The sequence below is a fragment of the Bradyrhizobium sp. CFUWI genome (assembly GCF_056429085.1).
In genome coordinates, this window is sequence record NZ_JBWJZE010000001.1 from 656,245 (window position 1) to 680,273 (window position 24,029).

20 protein-coding genes are annotated in these 24,029 nt (G+C 66.0%); 10 read left to right on the forward strand and 10 right to left on the reverse strand.

Annotated elements, in window-relative coordinates; genetic code table 11:
- Positions 1-24: 24 nt before the first annotated feature.
- Entirely contained in the window at positions 25-309 is a 285-nt protein-coding gene (locus AC066S_RS03185) for a type II toxin-antitoxin system RelE/ParE family toxin (RefSeq protein ID WP_126259164.1), read from the reverse strand.
- A 660-nt stretch (positions 310-969) separates the two neighbouring features.
- Between AC066S_RS03185 and AC066S_RS03190 the strand changes: the two genes are divergently transcribed.
- Both AC066S_RS03190 and AC066S_RS03195 read left to right on the forward strand, forming a co-directional pair.
- Complete coding sequence (locus AC066S_RS03190; protein ID WP_478268887.1) at positions 970-2,601, forward strand: amidohydrolase family protein; 1,632 nt, start codon at positions 970-972, stop codon at positions 2,599-2,601.
- Between the two features lie 3 nt (positions 2,602-2,604).
- Complete coding sequence (locus AC066S_RS03195) at positions 2,605-3,564, forward strand: CobW family GTP-binding protein (RefSeq protein ID WP_478268888.1); 960 nt, start codon at positions 2,605-2,607, stop codon at positions 3,562-3,564.
- Between the two features lie 198 nt (positions 3,565-3,762).
- On the opposite strand, the gene AC066S_RS03200 is transcribed toward AC066S_RS03195, so the two are convergent.
- A complete protein-coding gene (locus AC066S_RS03200; protein WP_126259167.1) occupies positions 3,763-4,236 on the reverse strand; it encodes a hypothetical protein in 474 nt (157 codons plus the stop codon).
- An 11-nt stretch (positions 4,237-4,247) separates the two neighbouring features.
- Positions 4,248-4,748: a hypothetical protein gene (locus tag AC066S_RS03205; RefSeq protein WP_478268889.1), complete on the reverse strand. Its 501-nt coding sequence runs from the start codon at positions 4,746-4,748 to the stop codon at positions 4,248-4,250.
- A gap of 283 nt (positions 4,749-5,031) precedes the next feature.
- On the opposite strand from AC066S_RS03205, the gene AC066S_RS03210 reads away from it, so the two are divergent.
- Positions 5,032-6,714, forward strand: a complete 1,683-nt coding sequence (locus tag AC066S_RS03210) for a methyl-accepting chemotaxis protein (RefSeq protein WP_478268890.1) — start codon at positions 5,032-5,034, stop codon at positions 6,712-6,714.
- Here the strand turns inward: AC066S_RS03210 and AC066S_RS03215 are convergent.
- The 5 genes from AC066S_RS03215 to AC066S_RS03235 are packed head-to-tail and all read right to left on the reverse strand — an operon-like array spanning position 6,711 to position 11,443.
- Positions 6,711-7,610 carry a polysaccharide deacetylase family protein gene (locus AC066S_RS03215; RefSeq protein ID WP_478268891.1) on the reverse strand — a complete coding sequence of 300 codons (900 nt, stop codon included), beginning with the start codon at positions 7,608-7,610 and terminating at the stop codon, positions 6,711-6,713. The two genes, AC066S_RS03210 and AC066S_RS03215, sit on opposite strands and share 4 nt — an antisense overlap.
- A gap of 2 nt (positions 7,611-7,612) precedes the next feature.
- On the reverse strand, positions 7,613-8,422 hold the full coding sequence (locus AC066S_RS03220) for an ABC transporter permease (RefSeq protein ID WP_478268892.1): 810 nt from the start codon (positions 8,420-8,422) through the stop codon (positions 7,613-7,615).
- Positions 8,412-9,269 (reverse strand): ABC transporter permease, encoded by an 858-nt coding sequence (locus AC066S_RS03225; protein WP_126259172.1) that lies wholly within the window; start codon positions 9,267-9,269, stop codon positions 8,412-8,414. Before AC066S_RS03225 ends, AC066S_RS03220 begins: the two co-directional genes overlap by 11 nt.
- A 1-nt stretch (position 9,270) precedes the next feature.
- Positions 9,271-10,320, reverse strand: a complete 1,050-nt coding sequence (locus AC066S_RS03230) for an extracellular solute-binding protein (protein ID WP_126259173.1) — start codon at positions 10,318-10,320, stop codon at positions 9,271-9,273.
- A gap of 1 nt (position 10,321) precedes the next feature.
- Positions 10,322-11,443, reverse strand: a complete 1,122-nt coding sequence (locus tag AC066S_RS03235; protein ID WP_126259174.1) for an ABC transporter ATP-binding protein — start codon at positions 11,441-11,443, stop codon at positions 10,322-10,324.
- Positions 11,444-11,642: 199 nt separating this feature from the next.
- Here AC066S_RS03235 and AC066S_RS03240 point away from each other — a divergent pair, with 199 nt between their 5' ends.
- The 6 genes from AC066S_RS03240 (at position 11,643) to AC066S_RS03265 (ending at position 21,121) form a co-directional block, all read left to right on the forward strand.
- Positions 11,643-12,413, forward strand: coding sequence for a GntR family transcriptional regulator (locus AC066S_RS03240; RefSeq protein ID WP_126259175.1), 771 nt, complete (start codon positions 11,643-11,645; stop codon positions 12,411-12,413).
- Position 12,414: 1 nt separating this feature from the next.
- Positions 12,415-13,083: an aspartate/glutamate racemase family protein gene (locus AC066S_RS03245; RefSeq protein WP_478268893.1), complete on the forward strand. Its 669-nt coding sequence runs from the start codon at positions 12,415-12,417 to the stop codon at positions 13,081-13,083.
- Between the two features lie 127 nt (positions 13,084-13,210).
- The gene (locus tag AC066S_RS03250) at positions 13,211-16,516 is read left to right on the forward strand and encodes an acetyl-CoA carboxylase family protein (protein ID WP_478268894.1); all 3,306 of its coding nucleotides are present in this window, start codon (positions 13,211-13,213) and stop codon (positions 16,514-16,516) included.
- 183 nt (positions 16,517-16,699) lie between these two features.
- Entirely contained in the window at positions 16,700-18,553 is a 1,854-nt protein-coding gene (locus AC066S_RS03255) for a sigma-54-dependent Fis family transcriptional regulator (RefSeq protein WP_478268895.1), read from the forward strand.
- A 131-nt stretch (positions 18,554-18,684) separates the two neighbouring features.
- A complete protein-coding gene (locus AC066S_RS03260) occupies positions 18,685-19,572 on the forward strand; it encodes a LysR family transcriptional regulator (protein WP_478268896.1) in 888 nt (295 codons plus the stop codon).
- A gap of 127 nt (positions 19,573-19,699) precedes the next feature.
- Positions 19,700-21,121 carry an FAD-binding protein gene (locus AC066S_RS03265; RefSeq protein WP_478268897.1) on the forward strand — a complete coding sequence of 474 codons (1,422 nt, stop codon included), beginning with the start codon at positions 19,700-19,702 and terminating at the stop codon, positions 21,119-21,121.
- 25 nt (positions 21,122-21,146) lie between these two features.
- Here AC066S_RS03265 and AC066S_RS03270 read toward each other — a convergent pair whose 3' ends face one another.
- Both AC066S_RS03270 and AC066S_RS03275 read right to left on the reverse strand, forming a co-directional pair.
- Complete coding sequence (locus AC066S_RS03270) at positions 21,147-21,701, reverse strand: flavin reductase family protein (RefSeq protein WP_478268898.1); 555 nt, start codon at positions 21,699-21,701, stop codon at positions 21,147-21,149.
- 57 nt (positions 21,702-21,758) lie between these two features.
- Positions 21,759-22,856, reverse strand: coding sequence for an LLM class flavin-dependent oxidoreductase (locus AC066S_RS03275; RefSeq protein ID WP_126259305.1), 1,098 nt, complete (start codon positions 22,854-22,856; stop codon positions 21,759-21,761).
- A gap of 252 nt (positions 22,857-23,108) precedes the next feature.
- On the opposite strand from AC066S_RS03275, the gene AC066S_RS03280 reads away from it, so the two are divergent.
- Positions 23,109-24,023, forward strand: a complete 915-nt coding sequence (locus tag AC066S_RS03280) for a 2-dehydro-3-deoxygalactonokinase (protein ID WP_478268899.1) — start codon at positions 23,109-23,111, stop codon at positions 24,021-24,023.
- Positions 24,024-24,029 lie beyond the last annotated feature (6 nt).

Below are 24,029 nucleotides of genomic sequence, written 5' to 3' on the forward strand. Positions count from 1 at the left end.
GTTGGCCACAATCGGCCCGTCGAATTAGTGATAGTCCATGATCTCGACGTCTTCCGGTCCCGCGTCCGTCCATCGGAACACGATCCGCCACTGATCGTTGATGCGGATCGAGTGCTTGCCCGCCAATTCGCCCTTGAGAGCTACGAGGCGATTGCCGGGAGGCGACCTGAGGGCTTCGAGAAAATCGGCGGCGTCCACCATGATGAGCTTTCGGCGCGCGATCTTTGCGAGGTCCGCCGGAAACCCCTTCGGGATCGCCCGGGCCTGAAGGATAGGTTTGGCGAATTTCCCCCGGAAGCTCTTGATCATGGTTGTACGTATCTCATTGAGATACGTACTTCAAGGCCTTGGTATCTCGTCGAGATACCAACTGGCCATCGCCAGGCCGGTCGAGGTCGCCCGTCGGGCGAAACACCCCAATCCGCTGTCAATCCCTCTTCGCAAAAACATTCCACTTTACCGAAATTCGGATTCGGCGTATGTGTCGGGCATCCCAGCCCACCAAAGGGGCGGTCGTACGTCGTTTCGAGCGCGGGCTGGGATTGCGGTGGACGCGGGCGGCGTTAAAGGCGGAGCTTGCGCGTGCAGGGCGAGATCACCTCGTGAGCATGCGTGACCCGCGAAGACGAACGGCGCCCCTGCGTACGGCGAAACCGTGTGGTCCTGGCCGTCGTTGCTACGGTCAAGCCTTTCGCGGAGATGCCAGCGAGCCCGACCGGGCAGACTGCATCATCCAATTCGCGGGGCGAGGGAGGCCAGAAGGAAAGTTCGGCTCCCGGGAGAGCGCGGCATACAGGCCGTCAGACCATCGCGCAGGGAAGGCCGGGTTTTGGCTGCCCTGTGTCTCCCCTGTGCATTGCGTGTGCATCCATTCAGCACGGGGGTCTTTACGGGTGCCAGCCGGCGCCCGGCCTTCCCTGCGCCCTTTCCTTCGAGAGGGTGAGAAGAGAAGCACAGCTCGGGCACATCATGCCGCGAGGACGTGGGCGCTTGTCCGCGATTTGCCTGCCAGACGATCTTCCCTATCAGCATGCTGCGTCGGCTCCGGTGGAGGTGGTCGTCGCTTCCGGAATCTGCCTTGATGCGATCTCGAGGTGGAGGAGTGACGATATGAGCGGTATGGTGATCTCTGGCGGCCGGGTGGTGGATCCCGCAAGCGGCATGGATGCCGTCGCCGACGTGGCGGTAATGGACGGCAGGATCGCTGCGGTCGGCTCCTCGCTTGGCGGCGCCGAGCGGGTGATCGACGCCACCGGGCTCGTGGTCGCCCCCGGCTTCATCGATCTGCACGCGCACGGCCAGTCGATCCCCGCCGACCGCATGCAGGCGTTCGACGGCGTCACGACCACGCTCGATCTCGAGGCCGGCGTGCTGCCGGTGGCGTCCTGGTATGAGCGCCAGGCCAGGAAGGGGCGCGTGTTGAACTATGGTGCCGCCACCAACTGGGCCTTTGCGCGGATCGGCGCGATGACGGGCTCCAATGCCGAGAGCTCGCTGGAGGCGTTCGGCAACGCCATGCGCGATCGCCGCTGGATGGACAATGTCGCGACCGACGCGGAAGTCTCCGGCATTCTCGAGCGCCTCGGGCGAGGGCTCAACGAGGGCGGCATCGGTATCGGCATCCTCAATGCTTACGCGCCGGGCGCCGGCGTGCAGGAGCTGACCGCGGTCTGCCAGCTCGCGGCTGCCAGGAACGTGCCGACCTTCACCCATGTCGCCTTCATGTCGCGCATCGACCCTGAGAGTGCGGTGGAAGCCTATATCCGCCTGATCGGCTATGCCGGCGCCACCGGCGCGCACATGCACATCTGCCATTTCAACTCGTCGAGCAAGACCGACGTCGAGCGCTGCCGCGCGCTGATCGAAAAGGCGCAAGGGCAGGGCCTGCCGATCACGGTCGAGGCCTATCCCTACGGCACCGGCTCGACCGTGCTGGCCGCCGCCTTCTTCAGCGACCCCGAATTCGTCGAGCGCAACGGCACCGGCTACGATTCCGTGCAGCGCGTGACCGACGGCTATCGCTTCCACGACCGCGAGGAGCTCCTGAAGGCGCAGGCGGAGGAGCCGTCCTCGCTGGTGCTCTGGCACATCCTCGACACCGAGCACAATGCCCATCACCGCGACCTGCTCGACATGTCGGTGCTGTATCCCGGCGGCGCCATCGCCTCCGACGCGATGCCGTGGACGACGTCGGACGGCAAGACCTACACCGGCGATGCCTGGCCGCTGCCGGACGACGCCACCTCGCATCCGCGCTCGGCCGGCTGCTTCACCAAGTTCATTCGCGAATGGGTGCGCGAGCGCAAGACGGTGTCGCTGCTGGAAGGCGTGCGCAAATGCGCGCTGATCCCGGCCGAGATCTTGTCGCAGAGCACGCCGGCGATGCGCGCCAAAGGCCGGCTGCAACAAGGTGCGGACGCCGACATCGTCGTGTTCGACTACGAAAAACTCTCGGACCGCGCCACCTTCACGGCGATGAACCGTCCGTCCGAGGGCGTGCGGCACCTGATCGTCAGCGGCGAGGTGCTGATCAGCGACGGCATTCTCGATGTCGCGGCGCGGCCGGGAAAACCGGTGCGCCGCCCCGTCGTCGAGGGCTGACCCATGCCGGTCCCCATTCTGCTGGTCACGGGCTTTCTGGGGGCGGGCAAAACGACTGTCGTGAACCACCTGCTGGCGCATGCGGAGGGACGGCGCATCGCCGCCGTCGTCAACGATTTCGGCGCCATCAACATCGATGCCGAGCTGATCGCGGGCGCCAGCGACGGCGTGGTCAGCCTCGCCAATGGCTGCATCTGCTGCTCGCTGGAAGGCGATCTGCTCCGCACGCTTTCGACGCTGCTGCGGCGTGATCCGAAGCCCGATTATATCGTGATCGAGACCAGCGGCGTCGCCGATCCCGCCGACATCGTCCGCAATCTGATGGATCCCGTGATCCTGCGCGAGGCGCTGCTGGAGACGGTGCTGTGCGTGATGGACGCCGGCACACCGCCGGCCGCCCTCGACGATGCCCTCCAGCGTTCGCAATTGCGCGTCGCCGACATCGTGGCGCTCAGCAAGCTCGATCTGGCGGACGAGGGCGCGGGAATGCGGATGCGCGCCGCCATTCGCGCTCAGCGCGTTCCTGCAATGGTCGTCGATGCGCCACACGGCGCAATTCCGTCCGCGCTGCTGTTTCCCGCGCATGTCGATCGCGCGCCCGCGCCGCGCACGCCCGGGCCGAAACGGCCGGCTGAGGACCGTTTCGAGACGCTGAGCTGGACCTCCGAGCATCCGCTGTCGCTGCCGCGCCTGCAACAGGCGATCGCCAGGCTGGCGCCGAAGCTGGCGCGCGCAAAAGGCCTGTTCGAGACGGTCGAGCAGCCCGGCCGCCAGATGGTGTTTCAATTCGCCGGCGGCCGCGCCACGCTGGCCCCTGGCGATGCGCCCGCGCCGGGCGTGCCGCGCGCGCGGATCGTTTTCATCGCCGAGCTCGGCGTGCTTTCGAAGGCGGAGCTCGACAGCATCATGGCGGCATGCGTTGCGGATGAGAAAGGTTCTGAAGGCGGAATAGGATTTGGATGACTCGATGCAGGCCGAGAACTCGAACACCTCGCCCGTAGGGAGAGGTCGGATCGCATCGAAAGATGCGATCCGGGTGAGGGGTTACAGTCTCACGGAGCGCTGGATTGCCGATCGAACCAGGACCGTCTCGCCTTGGTCCCGATGCACCTTGCCGAAAATTCTCAAGAGGGGGATGTGCGCCCAGAACCCGTCGAGGCCTCAGCACAGGGCAAGCGCGTTGACCGCCCGTGTCGCCGCGTCTTCCTTGCCGGAGCCGACCAGCTGGCAGACGATGGATTCGAGCTCGCCCGGCTGCTTGCGGCGCGCGACCGCCAGCAATTGCATCAATCCGGCCTCGTCCTTCGACAGGCGCCGGCAGGACGGCGGCATGAAGCACAATTCGCAGGGCCGGCCGCTGCGCAGGATTCTGACCAGCGCGGCAGCGCGTGCCACCAGCAGCGGACTGTCGGAGACGCCGGGCGCCTCGTCGGCAAAGCGATAGGCCGCTTCCCAGCAATCGGAGGCGCCGGTCGTATAGGCCGCCCCGATGAACCGGAACAACGACAGCGCGACGCGGCAGAAATCGTCGTAGCTTTCGACGTAAGGGTGCGCCGCGAGCGCGGCCTGGAGCGGACAGAGCCGCGACTGGCCGGCGGCCGGGACCGTCACAGAACCGCAGACATTGGGGGACATGAACGATCTCGTCAGTGCAGCGTCGGGCTTCCGACCAGCCAGCTCTTCATCGCCATGGTGCGGTCATGATCGAAAGACCGCACCTGGCGGTCGGGCAGGATGAGGCCTGCCATGCGGAAGATCGTCGCGAGCCCCCGCACAGGCGCGAGCGCCCAATCGGCGCCGACCGGCGGCAGCCAGCTCTCGAACCGCTCGCGCGCGATGTCGATGCGATCCTGTTGTGCCGCGGCGATGGCATGCAAAATTTCCCGCTCGCTGTCCGACACGCGCGGGCAGGTCGGGCAGTGCACTTCGATGGCCGTATGGGCCGTGCAGGCGAATATCTCGATGATGGATTCCAGCGAGGCCACGGCATCGCCCACGCGAAAATGGTCGTACACCTGCTGGATGTCGGCGGCAGTCGGAACGGCACCTCCGCTGCGGGCTTTGGCCCGGAATCCCCAGATGAAGAGCCGTTCCGCCGCGCTCAGCGCGGGCAGATCGAGAGACCTTGGTGATGTCGATGGATGCATGGAGCCTCTGGCCCTTGGCTGCTCGCACGCCACAGCTGGCGCGGGTTGTCTGCGTCGATCGTTCTGCCAGAGCCCCTGCCAAGTCAACGCGCGGAAGGCCGATATCGAGGTGTTCTAGATTTGAAGAGGTTTACATTCGAATGCGGGGCCGGGTCGTTGGACGACGACAGCGATGCGCGGCGGCGGGCCTGCGGCGGCCGCTGGCGGAACCGGAATGCTTAAGGCTTTGCTAAGAGGGGCGGGATAAATTGGCATATCTGTACCGCCAATTCTGCGAGCTCCGATGATTTTCTCCCGCATCAGTTTCAAGCTGGTCCTCATTGTCGGCATCAGCCTGCTCGGCATGATCGCGTTGGCGCCGATCGCGCTGTCGACCCTGCGCACCCAGATGGTGGCCGATCGCCAGGCCAAGACGCAGCAGATGGTCGACGTCGGCTACGGCATTCTCGCCCATTATCAGAAGCTCGAGAGCGAAGGAAAACTGCCGCGCGAACAGGCCCAGGCCGCCGCAACGGCCGAGATCAAGAGCCTGCGTTACGACAAGGTCGAGTACTTCTGGATCAACGACATGACCCCCAAGATGGTCATGCATCCGATCAAGCCGGAACTCGACGGCAAGGATCTGTCCGGCATGAAGGATCCCGCCGGCAACGCCCTGTTCCTGGGCTTCGTCGACGTGGTCAAGAAGCAGGGGGCGGGCTTCTACGGCTATCTCTGGCCCAAGCCCGGCTTCGACCAGCCGGTCGGGAAAATCTCCTATGTGAAGGGCTTTGCGCCCTGGGGCTGGATCATCGGCACCGGCATCTATCTCGACGATGTCGACACCGCGTTCCGCCAGAACGCGATGACTTTCGCCTATGTCTGCCTGGCGGTGCTGGTCGTGGTCCTTGCAGCCTCCTTCCTGATCGGCCGCAGCGTCACCGGACCGCTGGCCCGGATCACCGCGCTGACCGAGCGCCTCGCCGCCGGCGACAGCGCCTTCGAGGTGCCCTACATCGATCGTCGCGACGAGGTCGGCGGGCTCGCCAAGGCACTCGCCGTGTTCAAGGACAATGCGTCGGCCGTTCGCCAGATGCATGCCGAGCAGGAAGAGATGAAGCGGAAAGCCGATGACGAGAAGCGCAAGGCGATGACCGACCTCGCCGGCAAGTTCGAGGCGAGCGTCCAGGCCGTCGTCCGCGACGTCTTCGACGAGGCGCGCGCGATGCAACAGGCCGCGCAGGGCATGTCGGAGACCGCGAACAAGGCGAGCGACCGCGCCAGCTTCGTCGCATCCGCCTGCCAGCAGGCATCGACGAACGTGCAGACCGTGGCCTCCGCCGCCGGTGAGCTGTCGTCCTCGATCTCGGAGATCAGCCAGCGCGTCGCGCAGGCCGCGACCGTGGCCGACAAGGCCGCCGCCGACGGGCAGCGCACCAACGACACCGTGCAGGGGCTGGCTGCGGCCGCGCACAAGATCGGCGAGGTCATCGACCTCATCAACCAGATCGCCTCGCAGACCAATCTGCTCGCGCTCAATGCCACCATCGAGGCGGCGCGGGCCGGCGAGGCCGGCAAGGGTTTTGCGGTGGTCGCGAGCGAAGTGAAGTCGCTGGCGAGCCAGACAGCGAAGGCAACCGACGAGATCGGCGCGCAGATCACCGCGATCCAGGCCGAGACCAATCAGGTCGTCGGCAACATCGAGAGCATCCGCGCCACCATCATGGAGGTCAACGAGATCTCCTCGTCGATCGCCGCAGCCGTCGAGGAGCAGGGCGCCGCGACTGCCGCCATCGCCCACAGCGTGCAGGAGGCGGCGTCCGGCACCGACCAGGTTTCGCAGAACATCTCCGGCGTCACCGAGGCCACCGCGGCGACCGGCCAGGCCGCTGGCCTCGTGCTGCAATCCAGCGGCCGTCTGACGCAGAAGCTGCAATCGCTTCAGGACGAGGTCAGCACCTTCGTTGCCGGCGTGCGCGCCGCCTAGCGGGCGACGGCGCGAAAATGCGCGGCGATCTCGGCGCGCGTTGCGATCCAGACGCGGCCCTGCAGCCGCGCCAGTTCGGCGAGAATGGCTTTCACTGCGCGGAAGCGCGCGGGCCGGCCGCAAATGCGCAAATGAAGGCCGACTGTCAGCATCGCGGATCGGCCGCGCTCGGCTTCCTCGATCAAGGTCGCGAACGCAGCGCCGACGTAATCAGAAAAATCCTCTGGCTGCACAAAGCCGTTCGGATGAAAGAACTTCATGTCGTTGGTGTCGAAGCCGTAGGGCAGGATCAGCATCGATCCGCGCGGTGACCGGCTCCAATAAGGCAGGTCGTCGTCGAGCGCGTTGCTGTCATAGGCGAAGCCGAGATCGGTCAGCAGGTCGCGGGTCCATGGGCTCTGGCTCCCGCGTGACATGAAGCCGACTGGCGTGACGCCGGTCACATGTGCGATGACATCGCGCGTCCTCTCGATGTCGCGGCGCTCGGTCTCGGCGTTGCCGTAGAGCGCGTGCGGCAGCCAGCGCCAGCCGTGCACCGCCGGCTCGTGCCCGGCCTCGATCGCGGCGCGGGCAAGGTCCGGCACGCGCTCCACGGCGCGGCCGCACATCATGAAGGTGGAGCGGACATTGGCGTCGGCAAAAGCGTCGAGAAAGCGCCACAGGCCGGCGCGCATGCCGTAGTCGAACACCTGCTCCTGCACGAAATCGCGGACGCCCGGCGGCGATGTCGAGGCGACCTCGCCATAGCGTTCCGTCTCCGCGTCACCCTGCTCGACGGCGAGCTCGGCGCCTTCCTCGAAATTCACCACCAGCGACACCGCAACGCGGGCGCCGTTGGGCCAGATAATATCCGGGCGCGCCCTTCCATAGCCACGAAGATCGCGTTCGATCGGCATGGTCAGCGGCTCCCGATCTGGCGGCTGACGCCGCCGAAGAGTTCGGCGCAGACGAGGCCGGCCAGCGTCACAAGCACGATCACGCCGGAGACGGCGGCGACGCGCACGTCGAGGCTGCCTTCGAGGATCGCCCAGAGCTTGATCGGCAGCACCTCGGTGCGCGCATCCGCCAGGAACAGCGAGACCGGAACATTGTCGAACGAGGTCAGAAACGCCACAAAGCAGCTCGCGACGATGCCGCGGCGGATCAGCGGCAGCGTGATGCGGCGGAAGGTGTACCAGCGGCTGGCACCAAGGCTGAGCGAACAGGTGATCAGAACCGGATTGAGCTGCTGCACCGACGCGCCGACCATCCGGATCACGAAGGGTACGCAGATGATGGTGTGGCCGAGCACCAACGTCGCCGCCGACAGGCGGATGCCGAGCAGGTTGAATACGAGCAGCAGCGACAGCCCGAACGCCATCGCGGGCAGCACCATCGGCGACATGAACAGCGCATCCAGTGCGCGCGCGATCTTCAGCCGGCTGCGTGCAAGCCCAAGCGCCGCCGCGCCGCCCAACACCCCGGAGAGAACGGTCGCCGCCGCAGCAACCTTCAGGCTGGTCAGCGCGGGCTCGACGATCTCCTGCGATTGCAGCAGTTCGACATACCAGCGCAGCGACCAGCTCGGCGGCGGAAACTTCAGCGTGATGCCGCCGGTGAAGGAGATGATGACCACGACCAGCGTCGGCGCTAGCAGCAACAGCATGCCGAAGCCAGTAATGGCTCCGACGACGCCGGAATAAAGGCGGTCAATGAGGTTACGCTGCATCGACGCCTCGCACGAAGTGGCGGGACAGCACGCCGATCGCAAAGACGATGCCGGTCACGGCCAGCGTGAAGATCAGCGACAGCGCTGCCGAGAACGGCCAGTCCTGCACACCGACCGCCTGCTGGTAGATGTAGGACGGCATCAGGATGATACGTCCGCCGCCGACCAGCGTCTGGGTGATGAAGGCGGTTGCGGCCGCTGCAAAGACGAGCAGCCATCCGGCGATGGCGCCGGGCAATGTGAGCGGCAGGATGACCGTGATGAAAATGCGGGCGCGGCTTGCACCCAGTCCTTCCGCCGCCCGTGTCAGATTGCCGTCGAGTCGCAGCAGGCTGTTGATGACCGGCAGCGCCATCAGGGGAAGCTGGATCTGGGTCAGCGCCAGCACCATGCCCTCCCAGGTGTAGAGCAGCCGGGCCGGTGCCTGCCAAAACCCGAGCGACAGCATCGCCGAATTGATAATGCCGTCGCGGCCGAGGATGACGATCCAGGCAAAGGTGCGCACCACCGTGCTGGTCAGGATCGGCAGCATGATCAGGAACGTGATAAGGGTGCGCAGGAATTGCCCGCTCGCGACATAGACCAGCGCGAGCGGGTAAGCGAGGATCAGCGTCGCCAGTGCGACTTCCGCACCCAGCAACAGCGTATCCGACAGTACCCTGAGGCTGAACGGATCAGACAGGAAGCGCAAATATTGCACCGGCGACAGGCCGGAGAATTGCGGATCGCGGAACAAGCTGACCAGCACGAGCGCGGCCAGCGGCAGCACGAAGGCCGCGAAGAACAGCGCTGCCAGCGGGACCACTGGCAGCAACTGTCTAGAACCGCTCGTGCTGGCCGGTGTCATCTCAGATCCTCACTTCCTTGCTGAAGCGGGTGATCCATTCGCCCCGCATCGCCTGGAATTTGGTCCAGTCGAGCAGGACATTGCTGGCGACGAGATCATCGACGCTCTTGGCCACCGTGAGATTCGCGCCGGTCAGCGCTACCTTGCTGTTGGTCGGCATCATCACCCAGGGCGACGCCTCCAGCCCCTTCTGCGTGTCGACCGACATCACCGTGTCGAGATAGTCCAGCACCGCTTTCGAATCCTGGTTGTTTTTGACGATCTGCGCACTGGTGCGGATCACGACGGCGCCGGACTTCGGCTTGGCGAAGGCGATATCGACGCCCTTGGCGGCGAGCAGCGCCACGTTGTTCCAGAAATTGAAGGCGATATCGATCTCGCCTTGCTGGAACAGCGCCGCCAGTGCGCCGGGCGAGGCCGCGATCGCGCCGACATTCGGCAAGAGCTTCTTGATGGCCTCGAAAGCCGGCTCGATATTGGTCTCGGAGCCGCCGTTCAGCTTTGCGATCTCGACCATGAAGGCGGTGCCGAGGCTCGAGCCGAGCCCGGTGATGCCGACGCGGCCCTTGTATTCGGGCTTCCACAGATCCTCCCACGAGGTCGGCGGCGTCGTGATCTTCTTCGGATTATAGGCGATGCCGATCAACTGGCAGGTGATGACAGGTGCGTAACCGTCGGGATGACGGAATGCGCCTGGAATGTCGGCAAAGGATTTCGACTGCTCGACCGGGAATTTTTCCAGTACGCCGCTCGCGATCGCCGGGATCAGCGGGCCCTCGTCGAACAGAACCACGTCGAACGGCGGCGCGTTGCGCGAGGCCTGGATCTTGCCGATCTGGTCCACGCCGAGCAGGGGCGTGAAGGTGACGCTGCCGTCGCTGGTCTTCTTGAAAGCGGGCCCGACCACCGAGCGGAAGGCCTCGTCGAAGCTGCCGGGATAGGTCGTCGCCACGATGGAAGAGGCGGCGCGCGATGATGTCGGCCATCCCAGGCCCGCCAACGCAAGCGCGGCCGAACCCGAGGTGAGCAGCGATCTCCGGGATAGGCTCATGTCAAACACTCCTTTGCTGATGCTGTGAAAATTCGTCGACCGGCGTGCTGAAAACGCTGACGCGTGAAATGTCGGAGATCGCAAGCCAGGCCGTCTCTCCTACCTGCGCCTTCGCGATGCCGGCGGCGCGGGCCTGGCTGATCTTCACGGCTTCGCCGCTCGCGGTGATGCCCTCGGTGACGCTGATGGCGCCGAGCGGCACAGTGGCGCGGATGGTGACGGGAATGGCGCCGGGTCGCTCGGCACCGAATGCGATGTTCTCCGGCCGCACCGAGAGCGTCACCGGCGAGCCGCGCCGTCGCTGCGCGGAACGCCCGAGGTCGATCTCCGGTCCTGCATCGAGCTGTACGCGGTCGGTTTCGGTCACGGTGCCGCGCAAAAGGTTGGTGTGCCCGATGAAGCTCGAGATGAACAGGCTCGCCGGTTGGTCGTAAAGCGCATCCGGGCTGTCGATCTGCTCGATCCGACCCCTGTTGAGCACGACGATGCGGTCGGCCATCGACAGCGCTTCCTCCTGGTCGTGCGTGACGATGATGGAGGTGACGCCAAAAGTCTTCAGCAGGCTCTTGATCTCGATCTGCATGTCGAGGCGCAAATTCTTGTCGAGCGCCGAGAACGGCTCGTCGAGCAGGACGAGGCCCGGATCGATCGCAAGCGCGCGCGCCAGCGCGACGCGCTGCTGCTGTCCACCGGAGAGTTCTCCGGGAAGCCTGCGCGCGTACGAAGCCATCTGGGCGAGGCCGAGCATCTGCTCGACCTTCGCCGCGACCACATCCTTCGCCGTCTTGCGCGCCCGCAGACCGTAGGCGACGTTCTCGAACACGGTCAGATGCGGAAACAGCGCATAGTTCTGGAACACCATGCCGATACGGCGGCGATTGGCGGGAATATGCTCGACCCTTGCGCCGTCGAAGCGGACCTCGCCCTTGGACGGGCGCAGGAAGCCCGCGATGATCTGAAGCATCGTGGTCTTGCCGCAGCCGGACGGGCCAAGCAGCGCGATCAGCTCACCGGCTGCGACGGTGAGGTTGATCTCGTCCAGCGCGACGGTCGCGCCGAAGGCGTGGCCGATGCCCTTCAGATCCAGCGAATGTCCGCGCTCGTCACTCAACGCCAGCTCCATCCTTCGCGTTGTCTCAGCGCGAGGGGGTTAGCAAGCGACGTGCCAGTGCGGGCCATTCGCTAAAGCGTTGTAGATGCTGCGTTAAAATTTAGGCGCCAAAAATTGGCGCCAATTTGTTGTCTATATTGTAAACAGTCGGCGGCTCGTTTGTGCAAAAAATGGGCTCCGGCAACATCCGGGAATCCTGTAAAAGCGACGCATGAAGCGAACCCGCCCCCTCAAGCGCAAGCCGAAGCGCCCCGAGCCGAAACGCAGGGAGCCCGAAGCCATCGATCCGCGCAGCATCGACGATGATCCGGTGGTGCAGGGCATCTTGACCGCGATCAGCCAGAAGCGGCTGAAGCCCGGCGCCAAGCTCGGCGAGGACAAGCTTGCCGCAGCCTTCGGCACGACGCGAATTCACATCCGCCAGGCACTCACCCATCTCGCCTCGCGCAAGGTGGTGATGCAGATCCCCAACCGCGGCGCGTTCGTGTACCGGCCGAGCTGGGAGGAGGCGCAGGATATTTTCGCCGCGCGCCGCATCATCGAAACGGCCGCCGTCGCTACCGCCATCGACCGGCTGGACAAGGCAGGCAAGGCCGCGTTGAAGGCCCATATGGAGCTCGAGGCGCGCCACGATCGCAACGACCGCTGGGCCTCGCTGTCGCTCACGGCGGAATTCCACATCCTGGTCGCCAAGCTCGCGGGCAACAAAGTGCTGCTCGACATGTCGCGCGAGCTGATGCTGCGGACGTCGCTCGCGATCGCGACCTTCGAGCAGCCGGGTGAGCCGGACTGCTCGCCCGACGCGCACCCCGACATCGGGGCACTGATCCTCGCAAAGGACAAGGCCGGCGCGATCCACGCCATGCGCCATCACATCGAGGAGATGGAGCAGCGGATCAGGCCTGGGGAAGGCGAGGACGAGGTCGACGAGCTCACCGCGATCTTCCAGGAGATCGGTGCGCGGGCGCGGGCGGGCGGATAGCGTGGCCGGCCGCCGCATTCTCCTGATCAATCCGAACAGCAGCGAGGCGACGACCGCGATGATGGTCGCCATCGCGAAGTCTGCAGTCACGGACGGCTTCGACATTGTCGGCGCAACGGCCACGCGGGCGCCGACGATGATCGTGTCGGCGAAGGCGTTGGACGAGGCCGCGCCCGAGGTCGAGGACATTGCGCGGGCACATCAGAATTCTTGTGACGGCTTCATCGTCGCCGCGTTCGGAGACCCCGGTCTCGCCGAGATCAAGACAGCGCTGAATTTGCCTGCGGTCGGCATTGGCGAGTCCTCGATGCTGGAAGCTGCGGAGAAAGGCCGCCGCTTCGGCGTCGCGACTACGACGCCGTTGCTGGGTGCGAAAATCGCCGCGCTGCCTGACGCGCTGGGATTGCGTTCGCACTACACCGGCACGCGCTTTGCCGATGGCGATCCAGAGGCGCTGATGCGCGATTCGGCGCGGCTGCGCGACGCGCTGGCCCGCGCGGTCGAGGCCTGTATCGCGCAGGATGGCGCGGAGGCCGTCATTATTGGCGGCGGGCCGCTGGGCGAAGCCGCGCGCGAGCTTCAGCCGGTGTTCGCTGTCCCCGTTATCGCGCCGATCCCGTCTGCCGTGGCGCGGATTATTCGCCTCATCGCGGCGCGCCCGGCCGACTGATATTCCGGCCGACGGGAGCGGTCACTGCGATCGGCTTTCCTACCCTTGACGGCTGCGGCTAAAGTGAAGAAGCAGGATCATCGAACCTGCCGACCCGCGCCTCGGCTCGCGGGCATGGAGACGCCGCATGTCGTTCAAGAAGCTCCTGATCGCCAATCGCGGCGAGATCGCCATCCGCATCGCGCGGGCTGCGGCCGATGCCGGCATCGCGACGGTTGCGATCCATCCCGCCGACGATGCGCTGTCGCTGCACGTGCGTGTGGCCGACGACGCCATCGAAATCCCAGGCCGCGGCGCCCGGGCCTATCTCGATATCGACGCGGTGGTGACGGCGGCGAAAGGCGTCGGCTGCGACGCCGTGCATCCCGGCTATGGCTTCCTCAGCGAGAACGCAGCGTTCGCAAAGGCCTGCGCCGATGCGGGTCTTACCTTCGTCGGCCCAAAGCCGGCGGCGCTCGACCTGTTCGGCGACAAGGTCGCGGCTCGGCAATTGGCCAAGCGCTGCGGCGTGCCGATCATCGCCGGCACCAGCGGGCCGTCGAGCCTGGAGGAAATCACGGCGTTCTTCACCTCGCTCGGCAGCAACGCGGCCATCGTCATCAAGGCGATGGCGGGCGGCGGCGGGCGCGGCATGCGCGTGGTGGAGAACGCCTCCGATCTCGCGGAGGCCTATGCCCGCTGCCAGTCGGAGGCCAAGGCCGCCTTCGGCTACGACGGTGTCTATGCCGAGCGCCTGATCCGGCAGGCGCGCCATATCGAGGTGCAGATCATCGGCGACAAGCATGGCGCGATCACCCATCTCTGGGAACGCGAATGCACCATCCAGCGCCGGCACCAGAAGCTGATCGAGGTCGCGCCGAGCCCCTCGCTGAGCGACTCCTTGCGCGGCCGCATCATCGACGCGGCGATGCAGCTTGCAGCGGCCGCGGCCTACGACAATCTCGGCACGTTCGAGTTCCTGGTCGAGGGCACCGCCGAGGACAGCTTTGCCTTCATCGAGGCCAATCCGCGGCTTCAGGTCGAGCACACCGTGACCGAAGAGGTGCTTGGCCTCGATCTCGTCCGCGCCCAGCTCGCCGTCGCTGCGGGGGCTTCGCTGGCTTCCCTCGGCCTGGCACAGGAATCCGTCCCGAAGCCCCGCGGCCATGCCATGCAGCTCCGTGTCAACATGGAGACGCTTGACGAGACCGGCGCGACGCATCCGACCGGCGGCGTGCTGGCCGTATTCGAGCCGCCCTCCGGGCCGGGCGTGCGCGTCGATAGTTTCGGTTATTCCGGCTACAAGACCAGCGCCGCCTTCGATTCGCTGCTGGCAAAGGTCATCGTGCATACGCCGGGCGAAGCCTGGCATGACGTGGTGGCCAAGGCGTCGCGCGCCTTGCGCGAGTTCCGCATCGACGGCGTCGTCACCAACATCGCCTTCCTCCAGGCCGTGCTGGTGCATCCCGATTTCAGGACCAACCGCATCGCGACTGATTTCATCGACCGCAATATCGCAAAGCTCGTCGAGGCCGCCGATGGCGCGGCCAAGCCGCTCTATTTTGCCGCGGCGGAACGAAGCGCAGCGCACGGCACCGAAGCGCATGTCGCCCAGGTGGTGCCCGAAGGCGCGGTTTTGGTCGCAGCGCCCTTGCAGGGCACCATCGTCACCATTCAGGTGAAGGAAGGCGAGATCGTGCGCCCCGGCCAGCAGCTCGCGGTGATCGAGTCCATGAAGATGGAGCATCTCGTGATGGCCGAGCAGGGCGGCCGGGTCATGAAGCTCGTCGCCGGCGACGGCGTCACGCTGCTGCATGGCGAGCCGATCATGTATCTGGAGCCGCTCGACGTCGCGGCGGATCACACGGCCGCGGAAGCCGATGTGGATCTCGACTACATCCGCCCGGATCTTGCCGAGCTGATCGCCCGCCAGGCCAACACGCTGGATGCGAACCGCCCGGCCGCGGTCGAGCGCCGCCGCAACACCAACCAGCGCACCGCGCGCGAGAACGTCGCCCAGCTCGTCGACGAAGGCTCGTTCATGGAATATGGCAGCCTCGCGATCGCGGCGCAGCGGCGCCGGCGCAAGCTCGACGATCTCATCAAGAACACGCCGGCTGACGGCCTCGTCATGGGCGTCGCCACCGTGAACGGCGAGAAGTTCGGCCCCGAGGGCGCGCGCTGCATCGTCGTGGCCTATGACTACACCGTGCTCGCGGGCACGCAGGGCCACATGAATCACAAGAAGATCGACCGCATGCTGACCCTTGCGGAAGACTGGCGCGTCCCGCTGGTGTTCTATGCCGAAGGCGGCGGCGGCCGGCCCGGCGACACCGACCGGCTCGGCATGACAGGGCTCGACGGTCCGTCCTTCGTGCAGTTCGCAAGGTTGTCCGGCCTCGTCCCTGTCGTCGGTGTCGTCTCCGGCTATTGCTTCGCCGGCAATGCCGCGATGCTCGGTTGCTGCGACGTCATCATCGCCACCAAGAACGCCTCGATCGGCATGGGCGGCCCGGCCATGATCGAGGGCGGCGGGCTCGGCGTCTATCACCCGGCCGAGGTCGGCCCGGTGTCGTTCCAGTCGCCGAACGGCGTCATCGACATCCTGGTCGAGGACGAGGAGGAGGCGACAAGGGTCGCGCAGAAATATCTGTCGTATTTCCAGGGCGCGGTGGCGGAGTGGGAAGCCGCCGACCAGCGCCTGCTTCGCCGCGCCATCCCCGAGAACCGCTTGCGCGTCTACGACATCCGCAGCGTGATCGATCTCGTCGCGGACAAGGACAGCGTGCTGGAGCTGCGCCGCGACTACGGCGTCGGCATGATCACCGCGCTGATCCGTATCGAAGGCAAGCCGTTCGGTCTGATCGCCAACAATCCGCGCCATCTCGGCGGCGCCATCGATGCCGATGCCGGCGACAAGGCCGCGCGCTTCCTCCAGCTCTGCGATGCCTTCGATCTGCCGATCGTCTCGCTCTGCGACACGCCCGGCTTCATGGTCGGTCCGGAGGCCGAGAAGACCGCGATCGTCCGCCACGTCTCGCGCATGTTCGTGACCGGCGCGAGCCTCACCGTGCCGCTGTTCGGCATCGTGCTGCGCAAGGGCTATGGTCTCGGTGCGCAGTCGATGATCGGCGGCGGCTTCCACGCCTCGTTCTTCACCGCGGCCTGGCCGACCGGCGAGTTCGGCGGCATGGGCCTGGAAGGCTATGTCCGCCTCGGCTTCCGCAAGGAGATGGAGGCGATCGCCGACCCCGAGGAGCGCGAGACCTATTATCGCAACAAGGTCGCCGAGCTCTATGCCAACGGCAAGGCGGTCTCGATCGCCTCGGTGTTCGAGATCGACAACGTCATCGACCCCTCCGAGACGCGGCGCTGGATCATGGCGGGGCTGCGGTCAGTGCCGAAGCCGCCGGCGCGAACGGCGAAGAAGCGGCCGTGCATCGATACGTGGTGAGGGCGGTGCAGCAATAGATGAGGCCGTCATTCCGGGGCGATGCGAAGCATCGAACCCGGAATCTCGAGATTCCGGGTTCGGCTCTTCGAGCCGCCCCGGAATGACAGCAAAACCGGTTCCCGATTGACATCCCCGCCTGTGGTGCCAGACTTTGCACAATAATACAGGGTGGAGACGTCCGCGATGGCCAGCTTGTCGGCCTCGAACCATGTCGCCCGTGTCTTGTCGGTCGCCAATCATGTGGCCGACGTCGATGCCTCTTCGCGAATTGCCAATTCCTGGCGACGGTGCCTCGTCAACCACAAGCTCGATCCGGCCCGGCAGGGACCGCCGCAGACCTTCACCGAAGCCGAGGTCCGGCATGCCGCCGAGCCGATGGAGGAGACGATCAGGCTCGCAATGCCCGAGCTCGACGATCTCGCCCGTGCGCTGCGCGACGCCGGCTATTGCGTCAATCTCGCTGATGCCAACGCAACCATGCTGTTCAGCCGCCTGCCGGGCGAAGCCGACGCAAGGATGTTTCTGGACTGGAAGATCTATACGGGCTCGAATTTCGCCGAGACGTTCGAGGGCACCAATGGCCTCGGCACGGCGCTGGCCGAGGAGAAGCCGATCCTGGTGCATCGCGACGAACATTTCCGCGCGCAGTGGCACATGTTCTCCTGCGCCGTGGCGCCGCTGTTCGACCAGGCCGGCCGGCTCGCCGGCGCCGTTAACATCACCTCCTGCCGTGAGGATCTGGAGCGCACCGCACATCAGCTCGCGCTCGCGGTGACGATGCAGGCGACCCGGCGCATCGAGGGCGCGATCTTCCGTGCCCATTTCCGCAACGCCTGGATCGCCACCGTGCCCGGTGACGGTGGCAGCGGCCTCATCGCCTATGACGATGACCGCCGCGTCGTCGGCGCCTGCCGCTCCGCGCGCGCACTGCTGGGCCTCACCGACGGCATGATCGCGTCCGGCATCGATGTGTCCCGCTACGTCCGTTTTGATCATCAGGCCGTGCGCGGCACGGATGAGCTCGTCGAGCAGCGTCGGGCGGATGGCAGTCCGTTGGGCCAGGGGCATGTGGCGCCGCCGATGCGCGCAAAGCCCCTTGCACCACGCCGCGACGCGCCCGTCGATCGCTTCGATGCGCTGCATCGGCTCGCCGGCCGCGATCCCGAAATGGTCAAGAGCGTGAAGCGGCTCGGGGCCGTCATCGATCGCGATCTGCCGGTGCTGCTGCAGGGCGAGACCGGCGTCGGCAAGGATGTGTTCGCGCGGGCCATTCACGCGGCGAGCAACCGGGCGCGCAACAATTATGTCGCGCTGAATTGCGCGGCGATGCCGGAGAGCCTGATCGACGCCGAACTGTTCGGCTACGAGGCCGGCGCCTTCACCGGCGCGCGCCGCGACGGTTCGAAGGGCCTGATCGTGCAGGCCCATGGCGGCACGCTGTTCCTCGACGAGATCGGCGACATGCCGATCGCGTTGCAGACGCGGCTGCTGCGCGTCCTGGAAAACCGCGAGGTCTGGCCGCTCGGTGCGCTCAAGCCGGTGGCGGTCGACATCCGATTGATCAGCGCCACCCATCGCGACCTCGGCGGCATGGTGGAGGAGGGGAGCTTCCGCGCCGATCTCTACTTCCGTCTGCGCGGCATCGCGGTGCGCCTGCCGGCCCTGCGCGAGCGGGCGGACAGGGACGATATCATCCGCCAGATCGCGCGCGAGGAAGCGCCGGGCTGCAGGCTATCGGATGAAGCATGGTCGCAGCTTGCGGCCTATCCGTATCCCGGCAACATGCGCCAGCTCCGCCACGTGCTGCGGCTCGCCGGCTGCACCGCGGAGAGCGGCGTGATCACGGATGCGGATCTCGATTTGCCGCCGTTCGGTGGACGGGCAGCGGAGTCCGATCTCGCGGCCGCCGAACGCGCCACGATCGTCGGCGCCCTGCGCGCGCATGGTGGCCGCGTCGCCGAAGCGGCTCGCGCCCTGAAGCTCAGCCGCGCGACGCTGTATCGGAAGATCAAGCAATTGAAGATCGAGTCCGTCTGATCCTTGGCCCGGCGCGACGTCCCACTTCCGCCGAAACAGGCTCGGAACGTGGGCGGCGCTTGAAACGCCCCGCGCCGGATCGGTCGCCGCGAACGGGCATTGCCGCAAATTGCGAGAGAGGAGGAGGCTCGATGGAGGAGATCGAAGTCTTTCTGGCCGTCGTCGAAGCCGGCAGCCAGACCGCGGCTGCGCGGCGGTTGGGGCGCTCGCTCCAGTCGGTCAACCGGGCGCTGTCTGCGCTGGAACGTAGCGTCGGGGTCGAGCTGGTGCGGCGGACCACGCGGCAATCGGTGGCGACGGAGGCCGGGCTTGCGTTCTATCGTCGCGTCAAGCCAGCCTTTGCCGAAATCAGTGAAGCGCGCCTCGAGGCGGCAAACCGGCGCGTCGAGCCCTCCGGGCTGCTCAGGGTCGCTGCGCCAATCCAGTTCGGGGCCACCCATGTCGTGCCGGCCATTGCCGAGTTCATGGCGCGCTTTCCGCAGATCGAGGCCGACGTCAACATGTCCGACCGGCCCGTCGATGTCGTCGGTGACGGCTTCGATCTCGCCGTCCGGATCAGGGAATTGCCGGACTCCTCGCTCAAGACGCGGCGACTGGGAGAGTTGCGCACGGTTGTCTACGGCGCGCCCGATTATTTCGAGCGCCACGGCCGCCCGCGCCAGCCCGGCGATCTTGCCGATCATCAATGCATCCTGCGCAGGACGGCCCAGGGCGAAGCCGATATTTGGCGGTTTCGGATCGACGGCCGCTTGACCACCGTACAGGTGAATGGCCGTTTTCGCACCGACAGCACCACGGCGGCGCATGCTGCCGCTCGTCATGGCATCGGTGTCGGATATGGTCCGTTCTGGCAGATCCGCGATCTCGTCGACCAGGAGGCTCTCGAAATCGTGCTCGCGGATTTCGAGGCACCGCGAACGCCCGTGCGTGCAGTGTTTCCACCCAGCGCGATACCGCCGGCCAAGACGCATCTCTTCGTCGATCTCCTGGCCGAGAGGCTGAAGCTCGAGCGGCTTTGAGCGACGTCCGGAACGCATTCTACCGATTGGCGGGAATGTCTATCCCGCGCCGCGCCCGTTGTCCCGGTGCCGGGGCCATCGCAGCTTGACGCGCAAGGGCATTTCGCCCTGCGAGAAGGACTGCGCCATGACTCCCAACAGACGGACACTCCTCCATGCGGGCGTCGGCGTCACCGCGACGCTGGCATCCGCTGCTCTTGCCGGACAGCCGTCCGGCCCGCCCGATTTGCAATCGCCCGGGCCCTTGCTCGCGAACGACGCAGAATCGCGCGCGGCAGCCGCGCAGGATTTCGGCCACATCGTGGATAGACGGCCTCGGGCCGTCTGCAAGCCGGCGACGAGCGGCGAGGTCGCTGACATCATGCGCTGGGCCAAGGACCAGGGGCTGAAGGTTGCGGCGCGCGGGCAGGGTCACGCAACCTATGGCCGGGCCATGGCCGAGGACGGCATCGTGATGGATCTTGGCATGCTGGCCACGATCCATCGGGTCGAGCCGGATCGTGTCGTGGTCGATGCCGGTGCGACCTGGCACAAGGTGGTGGATGCGACCTTGGCCAAAGGGCTCGTTCCGCCGGTCTTGACCAATTACCTCGAACTGTCCGTCGGCGGCACGCTTGCCGTCGGCGGAATCGGGGGATCCTCATCCCGGCACGGTCTCCAGACCGATCAGGTTCTGGAACTCGACGTCGTCACCGGCGAAGGCGTGGAACTCACCTGTTCGCCGACCTCGCATCCCGAGCTCTTCGATGCCGTTCGAGCCGGCCTTGCGCAATGCGCGATCATCGTCAGAGCGACGCTTCGGTTGATGCGCGCACCCGAGCGGGTTCGCCGATTTCAGCTGTCCTATCCCGATCTTGCCTCGCTCACGGCAGATCAGCGGCGCGTTCTGGAAGAGGCGCGCTGCGATCAGTTGCAGGGGGCTGTCGTGCCCGACGGCACGGGCGGCTGGCGCTATCAAATGGAGGCGGGTGTCTTCTACGACGGCAAGATGCCTGACGACGGGGCCTTGCTCGCGGGCCTGGCGGACAAGCGCGAGACCGTCTCCGACCTGACTTTTGGCGAGGACGCGAACGCATTCGCCAAGCTCGAGAAGATCCTGCGGGCGAATGGCCAATGGCTCAATCCGCATCCCTGGCTCCTGACCTATCTGCCGGGCAGCAACGCGCTGAAGATCGCGCGCGATGTCATTGCCGAACTGAACAGCGATGATCTGGGCCCGTTCGGGCGCATCACCTACTATCCGATGTTCACCGACCGATGCCGCACGCCCCTGCTTCGGCTTCCTGACGAAGGCGTCGTGTTTCCGTTCAATCTGATCCGTATCCCGGCGTCGGCAGACAGGGCGAATGCGGAGCGGCTGGTCATGCAAAACCGCGAGCTCTATGAGCGCATTCGCAGCGCAGGTGGTGTATTGTATCCAGTGAGCGCGCTCCCGATGTCGTCCAGCGATTGGACGGATCATTTCGGTGCGCGATGGTCGCTCTTGCGCGAAGCCAAGGGGAGGCATGACCCCGGCAGCCACCTCACTCCGGGCTATGAGCTGTTCTAGATCGGCGTATCCTGCATCGGCCTCGTCAGGAGAAATCCGTCCAGCTCAGGTGTCGCGCGTCGAGGTCGCCGATCGTCACGCCCTCGCGCATCTCCCGCGGCGTATGGAAGTTGCTGCGCAAGTACACGAGCGGCGTCGCCATGGCCGAATGCGAGACGTCACGCACCTCGCCGACGAAGATCGAATGGGTCCTGGTCTCGAACTCCTGCGCCAGCACGCAGTCGAACGCGGCGACCGCGTCGGTCAGCACCGGCGCGCCGGTCGCACCCCGCGTCCACTGTCCGAAGCCGAAGCGGTCGTCGCCGTTGATGCCCTTCTGGCCGCTGAAGGTGAGCGCGAGCAGCGCGTGATCCTCGTGCAAGAAGTTGACCGCGAACGCGCCTTCCTCGCGGATGCGCGCGTGGGCGCTGGCATTGCGGTTGACGCAGACGATCAGCGAGGGCGGGGTGTCCGACAGCGAGCAGGCCGAGGTCACCGTCAGTCCCGTGCGCTTGCCGTGCTCGGCCCCCACCGTCACCAGTGCCACGGCGCCGGCGCATTGGCGCATCGCCTGCTTGAAGTCCTTGGTGTCCACCGTCACGCGGAAATCTCCGAAATGAATGCGGGTGCGGAACGATCGCGCCGCACCCGCATCGGGTCAAGCTGCCTTCCTCGCAGAGCCGAGATGCGCAAGACGGGGCATCACCTCGTTCTTCAGTAGCGAGAGCGAATGGTGCCAGGCTTCGGCCTTGTGCTTGTAGTCGAAGCCGAACACCAAGAGCACGCCGAAGCCGCCGACCTCGTCGTAGATCTTCTCGATCTTCTCGGCGACGGTCGCGGGCGAGCCGACGATCCAGTTCCGCTTGGCGCAATATTCGACGGTGACGTCGCTGTCGGGCACGTCGGGCGCGTGCTTCAGATAGTCCTTGAAGCCGAAATGGCCGAGCAGCGGCAGGAAGTACTCGCTCATCATCCGGCCCATCATGTCGCCGGTCGAGAGCCTCCAGGCCTCCTCGTCCGTGTCGGCGACGAACACCTCGCGCACCAGCCGCCAGTCCTGCCGGTTCGGCTTGCGCCCGGTCTTGGCGGCGCCGATCTCGACGGAATCCCAGTGGCTGGAGACATAGGCCGGGTTGAGGTTGAGGCTCATCGGGATGAAGCCGCGCTCGCCTGCGAGCTTCAGCGTGTCCGAGTTCTTGGAGAGGCCCGCAACGCCGATCGGCGGATGCGGCGCCTGCAGCGGCTTGATGTGCGGCTTGAGGAAGTCGAACATCGTGTCCGGCTTGGAGACCGTCCAGAACTTGCCTTTGTAGGTCCAGGGCGCGGGATCGCTCCACATCTTCAGGATGATTTCCAGCGCCTCTCGGGTCATGTCGCGGTTCTGCCCGCTCATGCCGTCGACGTTGAACATCGCCCAGTCGCTCGGCAGGCCGGATGCGGCGACGCCGAAATTGAGCCGGCCCTCGGAGAGATGGTCGAGCATCGCGACGCGGTTGGCGAGCTCGGCCGGGTGGTGATAGGGCAGCAGGAAACCGCCCGGCCCGATGCGAAGCTTCTTGGTCTGCATCAGCGCCTGCGCGATCAGGAGGTCGGGCGTGGGATTGGGTTCCCACGGTGCGGTGTGGTGCTCGCCGACCCAGGCCTCCTGATAGCCGAGCTCGTCGAGCCAGCGCATGACCTGCAGGTCCCAGTCGTTCCCTTCTTTCAGGCCGCACTCCGGCGGATGCGAAGGCATCGTGAAATAGCCGATCTCCATGGGTTTCCTCATCTGATGTTGACGCGTCTTGTCGCGCGTTGACGGCGTTGAGCGGGGAGCGTTCAGCAAGCGCTGTGCCAGCGCGGTGCAGCCGCAAATCCGAGAGAAAGGGCTGGTTTGCCCGCGCAATAGCCGGTATCTCGACCAAGGCCCGCAAGAGATCGTCTCATTGTCGCGAGACGGCGTCTTGCTGGTGAGACAAGACCTTGCAGGTGAGACAAGAACCTGGCCGTGAGACGAGGACAGTTTCGCATGACCGAACCCGCTTATGTCGCGGTGGACTGGGGCACCAGCAGTTTTCGTCTGTGGCTGGTCGATCGTGCCGGCCTCGTGCTGGCCGAACGCCGCAGCGATGAAGGCATGCTGGCCGCCGCCAGGACCGGCTTTCCCGCGGTGCTGCAATCGCATCTCGCGGCGGTCGAGGCGCCGGATCATCTGCCGGTTCTCGTCTGCGGCATGGCCGGCGCGAAGACCGGCTGGGTCGAGGCCGGCTATGTCGACACGCCCGCGCCGCTCTCCGCTGTCCTGAACCAGGCCGTGCGCGTCCCCGGAGAGGCGCGCGACATCCGCATCCTGCCAGGCATCGCACAGCGAGACGCTGCCGCGCCGGACGTCATGCGCGGCGAGGAAACGCAGCTGCTGGGCGCGCTCGGCCTCGATGCGGTGGGCGAGGCGCTGGTCTGCATGCCCGGCACGCATTCGAAATGGGTGCGCGTCGGGGGCGGCATCGTCGAACGCTTCTCCACCTTCATGACCGGCGAGCTGTTCAGCGCCGTCTCGCGCGAGACCATCCTGTCGCTCGCGATCGCGGGCGCCGACGAGGCCGAGGATGTTGCGAGCTTCAAGGCGGCGGTCAAGGCCGCGTACGCGGCGCCGGCCTTCGCCGCGAATCTCCTGTTCACGGCGCGCTCGCGGCAATTACTGTTCGGCGGCACGGCCGCCGCGGCGCGCGAGACGCTGTCGGGTACCCTGATCGGCGCCGAGCTGGCCGCCGGTCTCTCCGGCGCGGTGCGGCAGGCGGCTGTCGTGCTGATTGCCTCGGGCCGGCTTGCGATGCTGTACCGGCATGCCTTCGATGCACTGTCGTTCACGGTGCAGCCGGTCGATGCGGATGAAGCCGTCCGCCGCGGCCTGTCGATGGCGGCTGCCGCGATCTGGAAGAAATAGAAGGAT

Excerpts from the sequence above, each read along its gene's own strand:
- AC066S_RS03265 (WP_478268897.1), top strand. The coding sequence starts at position 19,700 with ATGACTCCCAACAGACGGACACTCCTCCATGCGGGCGTCGGCGTCACC.
- AC066S_RS03205 (WP_478268889.1), bottom strand. The coding sequence starts at position 4,748 with ATGCATCCATCGACATCACCAAGGTCTCTCGATCTGCCCGCGCTGAGC.
- AC066S_RS03280 (WP_478268899.1), top strand. The coding sequence starts at position 23,109 with ATGACCGAACCCGCTTATGTCGCGGTGGACTGGGGCACCAGCAGTTTT.
- AC066S_RS03195 (WP_478268888.1), top strand. The coding sequence starts at position 2,605 with ATGCCGGTCCCCATTCTGCTGGTCACGGGCTTTCTGGGGGCGGGCAAA.
- AC066S_RS03200 (WP_126259167.1), bottom strand. The coding sequence starts at position 4,236 with ATGTCCCCCAATGTCTGCGGTTCTGTGACGGTCCCGGCCGCCGGCCAG.
- AC066S_RS03215 (WP_478268891.1), bottom strand. The coding sequence starts at position 7,610 with ATGCCGATCGAACGCGATCTTCGTGGCTATGGAAGGGCGCGCCCGGAT.
- AC066S_RS03260 (WP_478268896.1), top strand. The coding sequence starts at position 18,685 with ATGGAGGAGATCGAAGTCTTTCTGGCCGTCGTCGAAGCCGGCAGCCAG.
- AC066S_RS03190 (WP_478268887.1), top strand. The coding sequence starts at position 970 with ATGCCGCGAGGACGTGGGCGCTTGTCCGCGATTTGCCTGCCAGACGAT.
- AC066S_RS03240 (WP_126259175.1), top strand. The coding sequence starts at position 11,643 with ATGAAGCGAACCCGCCCCCTCAAGCGCAAGCCGAAGCGCCCCGAGCCG.
- AC066S_RS03210 (WP_478268890.1), top strand. The coding sequence starts at position 5,032 with ATGATTTTCTCCCGCATCAGTTTCAAGCTGGTCCTCATTGTCGGCATC.
- AC066S_RS03275 (WP_126259305.1), bottom strand. The coding sequence starts at position 22,856 with ATGGAGATCGGCTATTTCACGATGCCTTCGCATCCGCCGGAGTGCGGC.
- AC066S_RS03235 (WP_126259174.1), bottom strand. The coding sequence starts at position 11,443 with ATGGAGCTGGCGTTGAGTGACGAGCGCGGACATTCGCTGGATCTGAAG.
- AC066S_RS03225 (WP_126259172.1), bottom strand. The coding sequence starts at position 9,269 with ATGACACCGGCCAGCACGAGCGGTTCTAGACAGTTGCTGCCAGTGGTC.
- AC066S_RS03185 (WP_126259164.1), bottom strand. The coding sequence starts at position 309 with ATGATCAAGAGCTTCCGGGGGAAATTCGCCAAACCTATCCTTCAGGCC.
- AC066S_RS03220 (WP_478268892.1), bottom strand. The coding sequence starts at position 8,422 with ATGCAGCGTAACCTCATTGACCGCCTTTATTCCGGCGTCGTCGGAGCC.
- AC066S_RS03230 (WP_126259173.1), bottom strand. The coding sequence starts at position 10,320 with ATGAGCCTATCCCGGAGATCGCTGCTCACCTCGGGTTCGGCCGCGCTT.
- AC066S_RS03255 (WP_478268895.1), top strand. The coding sequence starts at position 16,700 with ATGGCCAGCTTGTCGGCCTCGAACCATGTCGCCCGTGTCTTGTCGGTC.
- AC066S_RS03250 (WP_478268894.1), top strand. The coding sequence starts at position 13,211 with ATGTCGTTCAAGAAGCTCCTGATCGCCAATCGCGGCGAGATCGCCATC.